The sequence below is a fragment of the Rhodospirillaceae bacterium genome (assembly GCA_016712715.1).
Lineage (GTDB): Bacteria > Pseudomonadota > Alphaproteobacteria > Dongiales > Dongiaceae > Dongia.
Genome location: JADJQM010000001.1, coordinates 15451 through 30477 on the forward strand (window position 1 = coordinate 15451; position 15027 = coordinate 30477).

At 62.8% G+C, this 15027-nt stretch carries 16 protein-coding genes and 1 pseudogene; 10 read left to right on the forward strand and 7 right to left on the reverse strand.

What is annotated here, in order from left to right:
- Positions 1–318 precede the first annotated feature (318 nt).
- A complete protein-coding gene (locus IPK59_00065) occupies positions 319–714 on the forward strand; it encodes a flagellar assembly protein FliX (protein ID MBK8157262.1) in 396 nt (131 codons plus the stop codon).
- A 166-nt stretch (positions 715–880) separates the two neighbouring features.
- Positions 881–1297: an RNA polymerase-binding protein DksA gene (dksA, locus tag IPK59_00070; protein MBK8157263.1), complete on the forward strand. Its 417-nt coding sequence runs from the start codon at positions 881–883 to the stop codon at positions 1295–1297.
- A gap of 26 nt (positions 1298–1323) precedes the next feature.
- On the opposite strand, the gene IPK59_00075 is transcribed toward dksA, so the two are convergent.
- From IPK59_00075 to flgF, 5 genes are all read right to left on the reverse strand, one after another.
- A complete protein-coding gene (locus tag IPK59_00075; GenBank protein ID MBK8157264.1) occupies positions 1324–1911 on the reverse strand; it encodes a nucleotidyltransferase family protein in 588 nt (195 codons plus the stop codon).
- Between the two features lie 94 nt (positions 1912–2005).
- Positions 2006–2779 (reverse strand): flagellar basal body L-ring protein FlgH, encoded by a 774-nt coding sequence (locus IPK59_00080; GenBank protein MBK8157265.1) that lies wholly within the window; start codon positions 2777–2779, stop codon positions 2006–2008.
- An 11-nt stretch (positions 2780–2790) separates the two neighbouring features.
- Positions 2791–3831 (reverse strand): flagellar basal body P-ring formation protein FlgA, encoded by a 1041-nt coding sequence (flgA, locus tag IPK59_00085; GenBank protein ID MBK8157266.1) that lies wholly within the window; start codon positions 3829–3831, stop codon positions 2791–2793.
- Positions 3832–3842: 11 nt separating this feature from the next.
- Complete coding sequence (flgG, locus tag IPK59_00090) at positions 3843–4628, reverse strand: flagellar basal-body rod protein FlgG (GenBank protein ID MBK8157267.1); 786 nt, start codon at positions 4626–4628, stop codon at positions 3843–3845.
- Between the two features lie 21 nt (positions 4629–4649).
- The gene (flgF, locus tag IPK59_00095) at positions 4650–5393 is read right to left on the reverse strand and encodes a flagellar basal-body rod protein FlgF (protein ID MBK8157268.1); all 744 of its coding nucleotides are present in this window, start codon (positions 5391–5393) and stop codon (positions 4650–4652) included.
- 294 nt (positions 5394–5687) lie between these two features.
- Between flgF and IPK59_00100 the strand changes: the two genes are divergently transcribed.
- The 8 genes and pseudogenes from IPK59_00100 to IPK59_00135 all read left to right on the forward strand — a co-directional run bounded on the left by IPK59_00100 (position 5688) and on the right by IPK59_00135 (position 13795).
- Positions 5688–6215, forward strand: a complete 528-nt coding sequence (locus IPK59_00100; GenBank protein MBK8157269.1) for a flagellar basal body-associated FliL family protein — start codon at positions 5688–5690, stop codon at positions 6213–6215.
- A gap of 66 nt (positions 6216–6281) precedes the next feature.
- Complete coding sequence (gene fliM, locus IPK59_00105; protein ID MBK8157270.1) at positions 6282–7355, forward strand: flagellar motor switch protein FliM; 1074 nt, start codon at positions 6282–6284, stop codon at positions 7353–7355.
- 22 nt (positions 7356–7377) lie between these two features.
- Positions 7378–7851: a hypothetical protein gene (locus IPK59_00110; GenBank protein ID MBK8157271.1), complete on the forward strand. Its 474-nt coding sequence runs from the start codon at positions 7378–7380 to the stop codon at positions 7849–7851.
- 9 nt (positions 7852–7860) lie between these two features.
- Positions 7861–8646 (forward strand): hypothetical protein, encoded by a 786-nt coding sequence (locus IPK59_00115; GenBank protein MBK8157272.1) that lies wholly within the window; start codon positions 7861–7863, stop codon positions 8644–8646.
- A 122-nt stretch (positions 8647–8768) separates the two neighbouring features.
- The gene (locus IPK59_00120; protein ID MBK8157273.1) at positions 8769–9155 is read left to right on the forward strand and encodes a response regulator; all 387 of its coding nucleotides are present in this window, start codon (positions 8769–8771) and stop codon (positions 9153–9155) included.
- Positions 9156–9191: 36 nt separating this feature from the next.
- A pseudogene (locus IPK59_00125) lies at positions 9192–9852 on the forward strand (protein phosphatase CheZ).
- A 44-nt stretch (positions 9853–9896) separates the two neighbouring features.
- A complete protein-coding gene (locus IPK59_00130; GenBank protein ID MBK8157274.1) occupies positions 9897–11201 on the forward strand; it encodes a hypothetical protein in 1305 nt (434 codons plus the stop codon).
- A 2-nt stretch (positions 11202–11203) separates the two neighbouring features.
- Entirely contained in the window at positions 11204–13795 is a 2592-nt protein-coding gene (locus tag IPK59_00135; protein MBK8157275.1) for a hypothetical protein, read from the forward strand.
- Between the two features lie 12 nt (positions 13796–13807).
- On the opposite strand, the gene fliP is transcribed toward IPK59_00135, so the two are convergent.
- A complete protein-coding gene (gene fliP, locus IPK59_00140; GenBank protein ID MBK8157276.1) occupies positions 13808–14569 on the reverse strand; it encodes a flagellar type III secretion system pore protein FliP in 762 nt (253 codons plus the stop codon).
- Entirely contained in the window at positions 14566–14961 is a 396-nt protein-coding gene (locus tag IPK59_00145; protein MBK8157277.1) for a flagellar biosynthetic protein FliO, read from the reverse strand. The genes fliP and IPK59_00145 overlap by 4 nt, the downstream gene beginning before the upstream one ends.
- Between the last annotated feature and the right edge of the window lie 66 nt (positions 14962–15027).

A 15027-nucleotide genomic window follows, 5' to 3' on the forward strand; every position in this document is an offset into this window, starting at 1 on the left:
TCCAGCCAGGATCAATGCGAGTTCCGTGCCACACCCCGCATCCAGCATTCTTTATATAAATCAATATGTTGTGGAGTAGGGGCTAGAGGTATCCAGTGCATTGAGGGTGATCTGCGGGGAAATGGCTGATGGGCGCGGTCGCCCGGGGCCTTGAAAGGCGGCAGAAATTGCCGCCGAGGCAGGGGGGCCGACCTGCTGCAAGTTATTAATTCGTTTAATCTTTTATTAGCCGCCCATGCTACTATATGAGGGTGAATCGGCAGTCCCGATCCAGGTGAGTTTGTGGCCATAAAGATCGACCCAGTATCCCCCAAACCTGTGACCGCCAACCGACGTGTTGGCGGGCCGTCGACGTCTGGCGGCGGGGGCGATTTCGCCAAGGCGCTGGGCGAAAGCCATGCCGGGCAGGGCCAACAGGTCTCCATGTCGTTGAGCGTAAGTTCTCTTTCGGTGGTGCTGGCGGTGCAGGAAACGCCGGATGCCGCCAAGGGTCGTGCCAAGCAGCGGGCCCGGGACCGGGGCATGAAGATGCTCGATTTCCTGGAAGAGATCCGGATCGGCCTGCTGATGGGCGTCATCCCCAAGGACCGGCTGGAGCAGTTGGCGCAGATGGTGCGCGTCAAACGCGAGCAGATCGACGATCCCAAGCTGACGGCGATTCTCGACGAGATCGAGCTGCGCGCAGCGGTCGAACTGGCCAAGCTCAGCCGCTAGCGCGGATAGCCGTTCTCAAGAATTCAATAAAATCAATATATTGACGGCCCAGTTTCATGATAAATCGCGCTTGCGGGGAGCGGCCTTTTGCCTATACTCCGCGCCAAATTCGCTCCCGATTCACAACTCGTCGGGGGGAAGTGGCAACGATATGGCGAGACCACGCATGAAGCCATTGCTGTCGCCCGATTACCGGCCTACCGACAAAGAAACCTTCATGGATCCGGTTCAGCTCGAATACTTCCGGCAGAAGCTTCTGGCCTGGAAGAACGAGCTGTTGCGCGAATCCGGCGAAACGCTGAGCCATCTTCAGGAAGAGAGCCTGTCAGAGCCAGATCTGGCGGACCGCGCCTCGCTGGAGACGGACCGTTCGCTTGAGCTGCGCACCCGTGATCGTGAACGCAAGCTCATCTCCAAGATCGACGAAGCGCTCGGGCGCATCGAAGACGGTTCCTACGGCTATTGTGAGGAGACCGGCGAGCCAATCTCCCTGAAGCGCCTGGAAGCCCGTCCGATCGCCACCCTGTCGCTCGAGGCGCAGGAGCGTCACGAGCGCATGGAACGCACGCACCGGGACGATTAGTCCCCGGGGACGATTGATCCTCTGATCTAGACGATCCTGAGCCAGGGCCACCTTTCCCGGTAGCTCTCTGACTTGGCGGTTATGCCGGCGGCATTCGGACAATTCAGGTTGGCGCGAAGCTCGCCGCGGGTGAGCTCGTCGAGGCCGTAGGGTGCGTGTAGTTCCAATGTGCCGTCGGCTTTGGGCTGCAGGCCCACGCAGGTGCAGCGCACCTGGAAGCGGCCGATCGATTCCTTCGCCGAGGCGACCGGCGGCCAATCCGCGCCGAAGCGGTCCTTGTACCAGAGATGGACCCGGGCCTGGTTCTTGAGGTCGATGAGCCCGTCGAGATCGGCAAAGACCATCGCTGCCCGCCTCACCACCGCATCCTCCGCTTCATAGGAGAGGTCGCTGGGGTCGTAATAGAAGATGTCGTAATCCTTGACGCCGGCCGTCACCGGCTGACCGCCCAGCGCATTCCAATAGGCCTGGTAGATGCTGCCCGCGACCAACCAGGCATCCGGGGCACCCAGCATGGGCAGCCGGGTCAGGATGGCGCGGTTGATGGGGTTGGCGAGGGCGGCGCTGATGAGATCGGTCATGGTGGGAGAATAGCAAAAAAAGATCCCTTCCATCCGGGTGGATGGAAGGGAAGTCGCCGTCATGAAACCTGTGTCGGCCCATCCCTGGTGGGATGACCCGAGATCGCAAACCGCTGGGGATCGGTATCTAGAACGAGAAGAAGATGTCGTAGACCTGCTGCCCATAGCGGGGCTGCTGGACGTCGGACAAGGTGCCTTTGCCGCCATAGGCGATGCGCGCCTCGGCGATTTTGTCATAGGGGATTTCGTTGACGTTGGAGATGTCCTCGGGGCGGATGACGCCGCCCACGGTCAGCTCGCGCAATTCATAATTGACGCGCACCTGCTGGGTCCCGGTCAGAACCATGTTGCCGTTGGGCATGACCTGGGTGATGACGGCGGCGATGCGCAGCTTGATCGCCTCGGATCGATCGACCGAGCCGGAGCCCGTGGTGGTCGAGGCGCTGTCAGAGTTCACGAGGTTGCCAGCATCGATTCCGTCGGGGAAGATGTCGGCCAGCATGGTTTCATAGCCGAGCAGGTTGTCGAGGCCGGCGCTGTTGCTGCCGTCGCGATTCTGGTCGGTCTTGTTGTCGAGCTTGGCCTCGTCGTCGATCTCGATCACCACGGTGAGGATGTCGCCCACCTTGCCGGCGCGCTGGTCCTTGAAGAATGCGCGGCTGCCCTGGCGCCAGAGCGAATTTGGCTGGCGCACATCGGCCATCGGCGACGGCATCGGCAGGCTCACCGGCTGGTAATTGGGATCGGCCTGCGGATTCTCGATCGGATCCATCTTGGGCTCGTTGCCGATACCCGCCACACGGTCGATCATGTTGCCGCAACCGCCGAGCAGGCTGGTGCTGAGCAATGTCGACAAGGTGAGGGTGAGGGCGATGCTGCGATGTTTGGACGCGTGGGCCATGACGGCCTCCTTCAATTCAAGGTGAGCTGGCCGGCGACCGGGACCACGATCGTGCTCGGATCGCGCACGATGCCGGTCAGCTCCTTCTTGCTGTTGACGTTGACGACACGGATCGACTGGCCTACGGCTGCGTCTTCAAGAGCCTTGCCGGTCACGGTGAGGTTCATCTGCCCGGATTGAAGCGCCAGGGTGACCAGGCTGTTCTTGCGAATGGCCGGGGTCATGACCAGATCGCTGCCGCGCAGCATCTGGCTGGTGCGCAGGGGACGCTTTGTCGTCATGCCGATCAATTGCCGCGCGTCGGTGATGACATTGCCGATCAGGCGATCGGTGCGTATTGAGATCCATTGCAGATCGGCTTCCTGCACTGTCGAGCCGGCGCCCATCGCATGGTTGAGGACCGGAATGTCGATGGTTTCGTAAATCGATCCCGAGACCTTGCGTTGCAGGGCGGTGGGGCCATCAGCCGGCACGATCAAGGTTGCGGCAAATCGCTGGCTGTTCGCATCGAATTGAAGGTTTCGGACGCCGACTGACCCCTGCACGCTGGTGGGCAGGATGAATTCGACATCGCCACCATCCAGCACCAGCTCCATGCGCGCCTCGTTGCCCGAGCGGTCGCGAATGGCGAGCGCAAGCGAGTCCAGCACCATGGCGGCATCGACCTTGTGGCTGATGCGGCCGACGAGCACTTTTTCGAACTTGGAATCCGGCCGCCAGTCGAGATGATAGGCGCGGGCGAGCTGGCTCAGGAACCGCGCGTCGAAGGACAGGGTCTGGCCCGGCGCCGGCGCCTGTGCGATCGGCGTGTCGCCGACCGAAAGGGATTCCATGAACAGATCGCCCAGCCGCACCACTTCGTCATCGACCATGATGTTGCTGCGCAGGCGCAGGCCCTCGGCCATTTCCTCGGCGGTCATCTCCCAGGTGGTCTCTTCGGCATATGGGATGCTGGCCAAGGTGTCGGCACCGGCGGCACCCGGGAAGGAGAGGGCCGCGGCTGTGAAGGCCAAACCCATGGCATTGCTAAGCAATCCCTGACGGTAGGTCATGATGAACCTCCTCAACGGATGTTGGTGACGGTTGCCATCATGTCGTCGGACGCCTGGATCACCTTCGAATTGATCTCATAGGCGCGCTGGGCGGTGATGAGCTGCGTCATTTCACCGACCATGTCGACATTGGATTGCTCCAAGAAATTCTGTTGCAGCAGGCCGAAGCCGATGGCGCCGGGATTGCCCGTGGTGGGCCCGCCGGATGCTTCCGTTTCCAGCAGCAAATTGTCGCCGGACTGCTTCAGGCCGGCATCGTTGATGAAGGTCGCCAGCTGGATCTGCCCCAGCAAGGTGGGCGTGATCTGGCCCTGGATGGTCGCTTCGACCTGGCCGTTGCCGTTGATGGAGATTCCGGTCGCGTTCGTGGGCACGGTGATGTTGGGGACGATACTGAACCCATCAGCGGTCACGATCGTGCCATCGTTGGAGAGCTGGAAAGTGCCGTCGCGGGTATAGGCCGTGGTCCCGTCCGGGAGCGTCACCTGGAAGTAGCCGCGGCCTTTGATGGCGACATCGAGCGGGTTCTCGGTGGGGATCAATGAGCCCTGTTCGTTAATGCGATAGACGGCAACCGCTTTCACACCGACACCGATCTGCACACCGGCCGGCACGATGGTTGCCGAGTCCGAGGATTGAGTGCCGACGCGGCGCAGGTCCTGGTAGAGAAGGTCGGCGAATTCCGACCGGCTGCGCTTGAACCCGGTGGTGGTCACGTTGGCGATGTTGTTCGCGATCACGTCGATGTTGATCTGCTGGGCGAACATGCCGGTTGCGGCTGTGGTCAAGGATTTCATGGTGCTTTCTACCGCCCGTCTTTAAGAACTGGGGATGATGTAGTTGATGGAGCGCCGCATGCGTTCATGCTCGCCTTCCATAAATTTCTGAGCCGCCTGGTAGTTGCGCTGCACCCAGATCATGCTGGTCATTTCGCGGATCGACTGCACATTCGAGCCTTCGATCATGCCCTGCTGGACCTTGAAATCGGCGACGTCGACCTGGGTCGGTGCCTGGTCGCTTTCGAACAGCGTGCCGCTGCCCGGCTTCAGGGCGCGGTCGTCGGCGAAGGCCACGACATCGATCTTGCCGTAGATCACGGGCGTGTTGCCGCCCTGGGTGCGATTGGCCGATACCGTGCCGTCGCCGGCGATGTTGATCGGCCCGTCATCGGTGTTGATGATGAGCGGTGCGCCACCGGCCATTACGCGCTGGCCTTCGTGGGTAACAACTTCACCAGCGGCGTTGAGCTGGAAGCGGCCGTTGCGCGTATAGCGCGGACCGTCCGGCGTTTCGATGACGAAATAGCCTTTGCCCTGGATGGCGATATCGAGATCGTTGCCGGTGGGCTGCAAACTGCCCTCGGTCAGGTCGCGATAGCTCGCCAGATCCTGGACATAGGACAGCTTGACCGGTTTCTCGGCCTTGATCAGGTACTCGCTGAACACCATACCTTCGGCCTTGAAGCCGGGGGTGTTCGTGTTGGCCAGGTTGTTGGCCACCACATCCATCTGTCGTGACAGACCGAGCTGTCGCGACAGCACGATATAAGTCGGCGTTTCCATGACGGTGCCCTCAAAGGGTCAATTACTTCCAGCTCTGCGGCTGGTGCGATTGGATATGCAGACATCGTGCCAATCAAAATAGTGATATAAATCAATGTATTGGGAGGGGTGTTGGTGCCGTCCTGCACAATTTGCCGGGCGGGATGAGGCCCAGCAGGCGGCATGAATTGCGTTGCCACCTTCTCTTGCGGTTCACGGGATGTTAACCATCAACGCCTAGGGTAGGTTGAAAGCTGGGCTGCACGTCCGAGATCGCTGCGCCGCGGCCAGACCATAGCGACAGGTTGAGGAAAAATGGCGGAAGCGGAAGGCGCAGAAGGCGCAACCCAAACCAAGAAGAAGATGAGCGGCAAGAAACTGGTGCTGTTCATCGTCTTGCCCCTGCTGCTGCTGGCTGGCGGCGGGGCCGCGGCCTATTTCCTGCTGTTCAAGGAAGACCCGGAAGCGGCCGCCGCCCATGGCGCCGAAGGCGAGGTCGCCCATGAGGAAGCGGCGGCCGAGGAAGAGGGGCATGTCCCGGTCTTTGTCGAGCTGCCCAAGATGCAGGCCAATCTGATCATGACCGGCAAGAAGCAGCCTTTCATGGTGACGACGATGGTGCTGGAAGTGGGCTCACCCGAAGAGCAGAAGATCGTCGAGGAAGTGCAGCCGCGAATCGAGAACGAGATCGTGACCTATCTGCGCAGCCTGCGCCCGGAGGATGTCCAGGGTGCTGCCGGCCTGCAGCGGCTGCGCGAAGAACTGCTGATGCGCGTCAAGGAAGCGGCCAAACCGGCCAAGGTAAAAGATATCCTCTTTAAGGAAATGCTGGTTCAGCAATAATATAGGTCGTTTGCAGCACTGCTATGGCAAGATGTGCCAGGTGATCCCGGCGGACCGAGGTAAGGCATGATCGACGATCCTGAAGAAGAACTGTCCGAGGAAGAGAAGGCCGCCGCCGCAGCCTGGGGCGACATGGCCGAAGAGGGCGCCGATGGCGCAGATGCCGCGGCACCGCAGGGGCCGATGTCCAACCGTGTCCTCGACCAGGACGAGATCGACAGCTTGCTCGGCATCGCCAAGGGCGAAGGCGCCGAGGAAAAGACCTCGGGCATCCAGGCGATGCTCAACAGCGCGCTGGTGTCCTATGAACGCCTGCCGATGCTGGAAATCGTGTTCGACCGGCTGGTCCGAATGCTGTCGACCAGCTTGCGCAATTTTACCTCCGACAATGTCGAGGTCAGCCTCGACAACATCACCGCGATCCGTTTCGGCGATTACCTGAACTCGATCCCGCTGCCAGCCATGCTGGGCGTGTTCAAGGCGGAGGAATGGGACAATTACGGCCTGCTGATGGTCGATTCCTCGCTCACCTATTCCATCGTCGACGTGCTGCTGGGCGGCCGTCGCGGTACGGCGGCGATGCGCATCGAGGGGCGGCCCTATACCACGATCGAACGCAACCTGGTCGAGCGCCTGGTCAATGTGGTGCTCAACGATCTCACCGCGACCTTCGATCCCTTGTCGCCGGTCACCTTCCGCTTCGAACGGCTGGAGACGAATCCGCGCTTTGCCGCCATCGCGCGGCCTGCCAATGCCGCCATCCTGGCGCGGTTGCGGGTCGACATGGAAGATCGCGGCGGGCGCCTCGAACTGATGCTGCCATATGCCACCCTTGAACCCGTCCGCGAATTGCTGCTGCAGATGTTCATGGGTGAGAAATTCGGCCGCGATTCGATTTGGGAAACCCATCTCTCCGGCGAGTTGTGGCAGACCGAGGTAAAGATCAATGCTGTGCTGGACGAGGTTTCCGTCTCGCTCAACGACGTCCTGAACTGGAAACCGGGCAGTCGCCTGGATCTTGAAGTAACCCCTGATTCGATGATCGAACTGCGTTGCGGCGATGTTCGCCTGTTCAACGGCCAGATGGGCCGGAAGGGGCAGCATATTGCGGTCAAGCTTCAGGACCGATTGATCAAGTAACAGGCTCGGCAGGCGCAAACACATGATGTCGCTCGGCCTCATCACCGATATCGTCCTGGTCACCCTGCTGGTGGTGACGCTGTTCTATGTCATGCGCCTGCTGCGGCGCCTGAACGAGTTGCAGAAGGACCGCGACAGCTTCCAGAAGCTGATTCTGGATTTCTCGGCTGCGACCGCCCAGGCCGATCGGTCGTTGGCTGATCTGCGTGTCGGTGCCGAGGGCATCGGCAAGGATCTCGGCGAGCGGATCAGCCACGGGCAGGGCGTGGTCGGCGAATTGCAGCGCAGCAGCGAGGACCTGAAGATGCTGATCGCGCGTGCCGAAAATGCCGCCAACAAGCTTGAGGGGCATCTCAGCGCGACGCGCCCGGCATCTGGAGCAACGTCGACGACAGCGCCGGCCGGCGAGGCAAGAGCCCGCGCCGAGGCCGCGCCGCGTCCGGCGCAGGACGCCCAGACCCAAGCCCTGCTCTCGGCGCTTGGCCGCATCCGTTAGGAACATTCGATGCCGACGACACCCCCCTTAGATCAGAACGGCAACGGCAAGAGCCCGGCCACGCGCGTGCGCCTGCTGCCGTTGCTGGTCGGCGTCATGGCGCTGGTGATCACGATCCGCGTTGGCGAAGTCTGGCGGCATTTCAAGGTCGGCGTTGGCAGCGAAAGCCAGGCGCAGACCGCACCAGCCAATGCGACCACTACCCAACCACCGGCGGAAGCCGCGGCCGCGCCGCCGGCCGAAGGTGCGCCGGCCGAGGGGACGGTGCCCGCCGAAGGTAGCCCACCCGCCGAGGGAGCCCCGGCCGAGGGAGCCCCGGCAGAGGGAGCGGCACCGGCCGAGGGTGAAGCGGCTCCCGTGCCACCCAAGGACCCGCTGGATTTTACCGATGAGGAAGTCGAGGTGCTGCAGCAATTGGCCAAGCGGCGCGAGGAGCTGGAGCTGAAGTCTCGCCAGATCGACGAGCGCGAAGCGATGGTGGCGGCGGCCGAGCAGCGCATGGAACAGAAGATGGCCGAGCTGAAGGCCCTGCAGAGCACGGTCGAGGATCTGCTGAAGAAGCGCTCGGACGAGGAAGAAAAGCAGCTGCAAACCCTGGTGCAGACCTATGAAAAGATGAAGCCCAAGGACGCAGCCCAAGTGTTCGAGGAAATGGACATGGATCTGTTGGCCGACCTGGTCAGCCGGATGAAGACCAGCCGTGCCGCGCCAATCCTCGCCCTGGTGTCGCCAACCAAGGTCAAGGAATTGACATTTGAGCTGGCGCAGCAGAAGACGATGCCGTTCGCTCCTTGAAATAATTGAATATTTTGTTTTTCCGGGCTTAACCCCGGTTTAACCTATTTGCTGCAAATTCAAGACGCTGACGGGGCAAATCTGCTTCATAAGACGGAAAAAGTTGGAGTGAGAGGGAACTGATGTCGGTCGATCTTAATATGCAAGTCCTCATCGTCGATGATTACAAGACGATGCTCCGCATCATCCGTAATCTATTGAAGCAACTTGGTTTCAATAATGTGGACGAGGCTACTGACGGTTCCATGGCGCTGCAGAAACTGCGCGACAAGGATTACGGCATGGTCATTTCCGATTGGAACATGGAGCCGATGACCGGCTACGATCTGTTGCGTGAGGTCCGCGCCGATTCGCGGCTCAAGAATTTGCCCTTCATCATGATCACGGCGGAATCCAAGACCGAAAACGTCATCGCGGCGAAGGAAGCGGGCGTCAACAATTACATCGTGAAGCCGTTCAACGCCGCCACGCTCAAGACCAAACTGGTCACCGTTCTCGGCAATTTCTAAGCCGACCCGACCAAGACCAGCGCAATGGGAGCCGGTATGACAGCGACAGTTCCACCCGAACTTGTGCACAGATTGACTGCGCTCAAGGGCCGCATGCAGACCGTCAGCCGCGAAGAAATTGCGGACGTGGTTTCGAGCCTTCTTTCCACCATGGAAGGCGATCTCTCCGACGAGAACCTGAAGCTGTTCGGAGAACTGGAATCACTCTCCAACTACATCACCACCGCCAAATCCGAAATTGCCGCTCTGCGGCCGGATGAAATCACCTCGCGCCATCTGCCAAAGGCCACGGACGAGCTCGATGCCATCGTCGGCGCCACCGAGGAAGCGACGAACGCGATTCTCGGCGCCATGGAAAGCCTGGAAGCCATCGCCGGCGAGATGCCCTCGGAATTCGGCGACAAGGTCAATGAAGCGGTGACGCAGGTCTATGAGGCCTGCAACTTCCAGGACATTACCGGCCAGCGAATCACCAAGGTCGTGAACGCGCTGAAGCATATCGAGGAGAAGGTCGAGGCCCTGGTTTCGGCCTTCGGCGACGAGATTGCCAAATACAAGAAGGCGCATCCGGAGCCGGAAGAACCGGCCGAGGAAGTCAAGAAGCCGAGCGATGCCGAGTTGCTGAACGGTCCGCAATTGCCCGACGATGCTTCGGAAACAGGCTGAGATCGACGCCCTGCTGGCCAGTTTCGACTGAGCCTTCGGCTGGCCGCCGGCAAGCGGCCGTGGGAAGCAATCCGCGTGCACCTTGATGCAGCGGCTTCGGCCCAGGTGGCGAATGCCCCCAAACCCGATTATCCTGCCAGCATGTTCACTGCCCATCCGGAGTCGGTCGCCTTGCTGAGGTGGTGCCAACAGACCGTCTCGGCCGCCCGATCCGGCCGCGTGTTGGCCGCGCTCTGCCTCAGCGCGCTGTTACTGGCGGCCCAGCCCGGGCCGGCAGCGGCGCAGGATGCGGTCGGCGCCAATGGCCAGTTGTTCGACGATTTCGGCCGCCTCACGCTCGACTGGGCGAAAGCGACGCCGCCAGAAGTCGAGATCGACCTGGGCGATCAGGAGATGGTGCTGCGATTTGCCCGTCCGGTGGTGGTCGATCCGGCGGCGATCCGCGCCAACCTCAAAGCCTATATCCGCAATGCCACCCTCAGCGCCGATGCGATGACCTTGACTTTGGCGCTCAAGAAGCCGGTGACCTATCGGTTGGACCGATCGGGCGCGCGCCTGCAACTGGACCTCGCGCAACCGGGCGAGGCGGTGTTCCCGAACAAGGCAAGCGCCGTCGCCGCGCAACCGCCGGCGCCACAACCCGCGGCACCTTCCACAAGCGCAGCGCCCGCGGAGGGCGCTCTTCCAACCACGGCATCGCCGGCACCCGGTTCCGGCCCCACCCTCAAGCTGCGCAGTGGGGAGCATAGCGGTTATTCGCGCCTGGCCATCGATTGGCCTGGTGTCGATTTCACCGTGCAGCAGAACGGCGATACGGCATTTGTGAGCTTCTCCAAGCCCGGGCGCTTGGACTCGGCGACGCGCCTGCCGCCCAGGCTGCGCAGTGTCACAGCCACCTCGACCGCAAAGGGAGGCCTGGGTCTCGAACTGAAACTGCTGCCCAATGTCGGGCTTAACGCGTTCCGCAATGGCGCCACCGTGGTCATCGATCTGGTCGATGGCAAAGCAGCAGCCACGACGGCGCCAGCTCCCGCCGAACCGCCGGCACCTCCGGTCGTCGAAGCTCCCGCAGCGGAGACACCCGTCGCCGAAACTCCCAAGGCCGAAACACCCGTGGTCGAAAAACCGGCCGCGGAACCGCCACCGGTCGAAGCGCCCGCGGTCGCAAGCGCCGAGACCGTGGCACCAGCGCTGCAATCCGAACCGCCGGTAGCCCTGGATGCGCCACAGGCAGACGCGGTGCCGCCCGCAAGCGCCCCGGTCGAGATCGCCCCACCGGTTGTCGTTACCATGAACCGGCAACGACGCCCATCGCGCAGCCGCCAGCGCCGGTCGAGATCGTCGCCAGCGCCGAGCCGTCGGAAAATGGGGCGCTGCTGAACATGGCATTCCCGAAGGCGACGGGACTTGCCGTGTTCCGCCGCGGCGATGCGCTGTGGCTGGTGTTTGATCGGCCGGGCCCGGTCGATCTCGCGGGCCTTGTGAAATCGGCGCCGGCCCTCAGCGGCCTTGCGCGCGTCGAGAGTCCCTATGCAACCGTGCTGCGCCTGCCGACCCTGGCCAAGCTGGGCGGCGGCGATATGGGCGCCAAGATCAGCGGCGATGGTCGCAGTTGGCAGATCAGTCTGGGGCGTGGCCGCGACCTGCGCCCCGCCAAGGGGATCGAGCAGCGGCGAGAATCGCTGGCAGATGGCGGCGCGTCGCTGCTGCTGCAGGCGACGCGGCCTGGACCGGTCGTCAAACTGCAGGATCCGGAAGCCGGCGACGAGATGGCGGTCATTCCGCTGCTGACGACCGGGTCTGGCATTGCCGAGGGTGCCGCTTGGCCGGATTTCCGCGTTTTGCCGAGTTTCCAGGGTGTCGTGGTGGTGCCGATCAGCGATCGAACCCGGGTCGAGGCGCTGCCCAATGGCGTGGTCGTGACCACCGATGGCGAACCTGGCGGCGCGCCAAGTCCGGTCGTGCCCAAGCCCATTGCCGAGACCGTGCCGCCACCGCTCGAAGCGGACGATACGGCTGTGCCGGAAGTTGTGACGGCAACGCCCGAAGCCGTCTCGCCGGAGGGTGCCGCGAGCAGTGCTGCGGAACCGGCGGTGGAGCCGAGTTCAACCAAGGTGGAATCGGTGGTCGGCATTTTCGATCTGCCGCGCTGGCGGCGCGGCGGCGAGGCGAATTTCAGCAGCGACGAAGCGGCCCTGCGGTCGGCGGTCACCGAGGCATCCAACCGCGACAAGCCGCTGGGTCGGTTGGCTCTGGCGCAATTTCACTTTGCTCATGGTCGCTACGCGGAGGCGCTCGGCGACATGGCGCTTCTCGAGAAGCAGGCCGAAGATGGCGACAAGGATGTGCTGGCCCTGCGTGGCGCCATCCTGGCGCTCGCGGATCGGGATGCGGAGGCGCGCGCCGATCTCGAACGCAGCGAGTTGAACGGCGTGCCGGAAGCGGAAATGTTCCGTGGCTATGTCGCTGCGCGGGCGCTGGATTGGCCGCGGGCGGCGGCCGTGTTCGGTGCGCCCATCCCCAGCCTTGACGATTACCCCAAGCCAGCGCGCATGCTGATCCGGCGGGTTGCCGCCGAGGCCTTGCTCCGCGCCGGCAATTCGCTCATGGCGCAGACCTTCCTCGATGCGATGAAGCTCGACATGCCGTCTCCGGAAGACCAGGCCTTTCACGACTATCTCACGGGCCTGCAATTGGCGCAGGCCGGCAACAAGGAAGAGGCAATCAAGGCCTGGACCGCGCTCGCCGACAGCCCCGTCGACGAAGTGCATGCGCGATCGCAATTCGATCTCACTGAGCTGCAACTGGCCGATGGCCTGATCGACGACAGACAGGCAGCCTCGCAACTGGAAGCGTTGCGGTTCGTCTGGCGCGGTACCGATTTCGAGTTCGATCTGCTCGATCGCCTGGGGACGTTGTATGTGGCGTCCGACCAGCCGCGCAAAGGCCTGGTCACGTTGCGGCAGGCGGCAGCCAACTTCCCCAGCCATCCCCGTGCCAAGCGCGCAACCGAAGCCATGTCGCAGGCCTTCCACGATCTCTATCTCGGCGACAAGGCCGATCGCCTGCCGCCACTGACGGCCGTGGCTCTCTATGACGAGTTCCGCGAACTGACGCCGAGCGGCGCCGATGGCGACAGGATGGTCACCGCCCTGGCCGATCGCCTGGTGAAGGTTGACCTGCTGGACGGCGCGGCGCGCCTGCTGGAGAACCAGGTCAACAAGCGCCTGGTCGGCCTGGAGAAGGCCAAGGCGGGGACGCGATTGGCGGCCATTCGGCTGCTCGACGGCAAACCGGATCTGGCGCTCGATGCGATCAAGGCCAGCGAAGTGCCCGACATACCCCGACGTGACGGCACAACGCCGCCGCCCTGCAGGGGGCGCGCCTTGTTCGAGACCGGCGATACGCTGAAGGGCCTCGCCTTGGTGCGCGACGACAACAGCCTGGACGGGTTGTGGCTGAAGGCCGATCTCAGCTGGCGCATGCGCGAATGGCCAGCGGCGGCTACCGCGCTCGACGAACTTATCGCCGGCGAGACGAAGCGCCTGCAGGAAGCCGATCCCTCAATGCGACCGCCCCCCGACCTCACCGTCGACCCGGCGGCGGCCCTCGCGGAAACCGGAGATGACGGCGAAGCCGCCGCCAAGCGCGACGAGCAGTTCAACAAGGTGCTGGCACCGCTTATCCTCAACCAGGCCATCGCGCTGTCGCTCGCCAATGACCGGCCGGGTCTGCGCATGCTGGGCAAGGCGCGCGGTACGCAAATGGCCAAGGGCCCCTTTGCAAAGGCGTTCGCGACGCTGACGTCGCCATCTAGCAATCTTGCCGACAGTATCGGCGCAGCGATGAAGAGCGTCGATCAATTGGCAGAGTTCGTGGTCGACTATCGTGACCGATTGAAGAACCAGAGCCTCAGCGTACCGGAACCGGCGCCGGACGCGGCCCCGCCAGCGGCGGACGCGCCCGCGCCCTGAGGCCTCGACCCCTCAGCCGGTGCCGAAGCTGCGCACCAGGCTGCCCGCGACCAGATACCAGCCGTCCACCATGACAAAGAAGATCAGCTTGAACGGCAGCGCGATCATGACTGGCGGCAGCATCATCATGCCCATCGACATGAGGACCGAGGCCACGACCATGTCGATGACGAGGAAGGGAACGAAGAGGAGGAAGCCGATCTCGAAGGCGCGGCGCAGTTCCGAAATCATGAAGGCCGGCACGAGGACCTTGAGCGGTGTCTCTTCCGGCGTCGCCACAGCATCGATCTGCGCGATATCCATGAACAGGGCTAGATCCTTTTCCCGCACCTGCGACAGCATGAAGGTACGGAATGGTGCCACGGTCAGGGTGAAGGCCTGTTCCTCGGTGATCTGTTCGGCAATGAGCGGGGCAATGCCGTCGTCATAGGCCTTCTCGAAAGTGGGGGCCATGATGAAGGCCGTGAGGAACAGCGCGAGGCTCGTCAAAACCATGTTGGGCGGCGTCTGCTGTGCGCCGAGCGCCGAGCGCAGCAACGACAGCACAATGACCACGCGGGTAAAGCTGGTCACCGTGATGAGGATGCCTGGCGCCAGCGACAGCACCGTCATCAGGGCCAGCAGCTGGATGATGCGGCCGGTCGTGCCGCCGGAGGGCCCGTCGCCAAGATCGAGGTTGAGGCTTTGTGCGAAGGCGGCGCCGGTGCCCAGCAACAGCAGCGGCAGCGCAATCCAGGTGGTCCGCGCGAGCAGTCGGAGGTTGGGGCGGGTCATGGCGTGCGGTCGTCTTTCACGGGGAAATGGGGCGCTGCGGGATCGTACAGGGGCGGTGGTTCCTGTCGCCGATTGTCGCGCGGCGGCATCAATTCGGTTCCACCCTTGCGGGCCATTTCCTGATCGAAGGACGCGCGCTCGATGCCGCGCTCGACGACCACATCGCCTTGCGGTCCCAGCAGCAGCAGATGCTCGACCAGGTCGCGCCGCACCAGCACAAGCCGATGGCGCGGCCCGACCGGGGTCGTCTCCATCACCTGCAGGCGGCGCTGTCCGGCCGTCCGCAAGGCGCCGCCCATGCCGAAGCGACGCATCAGCCAAGCCAGGAGGGCGATCAGGCCAAGGACCAGCAGCAGTGCCAGGGCGAAACGCAAATAGGAATCGTAGGTCATCAGAAATCAAAAGCCATATCTGGTTCCGTCAACAGGGCGCCCATGAGCTGGCGCGGAAAATCAGGT

Excerpts from the sequence above, each read along its gene's own strand:
- dksA (MBK8157263.1), top strand. The coding sequence starts at position 881 with ATGAAGCCATTGCTGTCGCCCGATTACCGGCCTACCGACAAAGAAACC.
- IPK59_00075 (MBK8157264.1), bottom strand. The coding sequence starts at position 1,911 with ATGGAAGGGATCTTTTTTTGCTATTCTCCCACCATGACCGATCTCATC.
- IPK59_00080 (MBK8157265.1), bottom strand. The coding sequence starts at position 2,779 with ATGGCCCACGCGTCCAAACATCGCAGCATCGCCCTCACCCTCACCTTG.
- flgA (MBK8157266.1), bottom strand. The coding sequence starts at position 3,831 with ATGACCTACCGTCAGGGATTGCTTAGCAATGCCATGGGTTTGGCCTTC.
- flgG (MBK8157267.1), bottom strand. The coding sequence starts at position 4,628 with ATGAAATCCTTGACCACAGCCGCAACCGGCATGTTCGCCCAGCAGATC.
- flgF (MBK8157268.1), bottom strand. The coding sequence starts at position 5,393 with ATGGAAACGCCGACTTATATCGTGCTGTCGCGACAGCTCGGTCTGTCA.
- IPK59_00100 (MBK8157269.1), top strand. The coding sequence starts at position 5,688 with ATGGCGGAAGCGGAAGGCGCAGAAGGCGCAACCCAAACCAAGAAGAAG.
- fliM (MBK8157270.1), top strand. The coding sequence starts at position 6,282 with ATGATCGACGATCCTGAAGAAGAACTGTCCGAGGAAGAGAAGGCCGCC.
- IPK59_00110 (MBK8157271.1), top strand. The coding sequence starts at position 7,378 with ATGATGTCGCTCGGCCTCATCACCGATATCGTCCTGGTCACCCTGCTG.
- IPK59_00115 (MBK8157272.1), top strand. The coding sequence starts at position 7,861 with ATGCCGACGACACCCCCCTTAGATCAGAACGGCAACGGCAAGAGCCCG.
- IPK59_00120 (MBK8157273.1), top strand. The coding sequence starts at position 8,769 with ATGTCGGTCGATCTTAATATGCAAGTCCTCATCGTCGATGATTACAAG.
- IPK59_00135 (MBK8157275.1), top strand. The coding sequence starts at position 11,204 with ATGGCATTCCCGAAGGCGACGGGACTTGCCGTGTTCCGCCGCGGCGAT.
- fliP (MBK8157276.1), bottom strand. The coding sequence starts at position 14,569 with ATGACCCGCCCCAACCTCCGACTGCTCGCGCGGACCACCTGGATTGCG.
- IPK59_00145 (MBK8157277.1), bottom strand. The coding sequence starts at position 14,961 with ATGACCTACGATTCCTATTTGCGTTTCGCCCTGGCACTGCTGCTGGTC.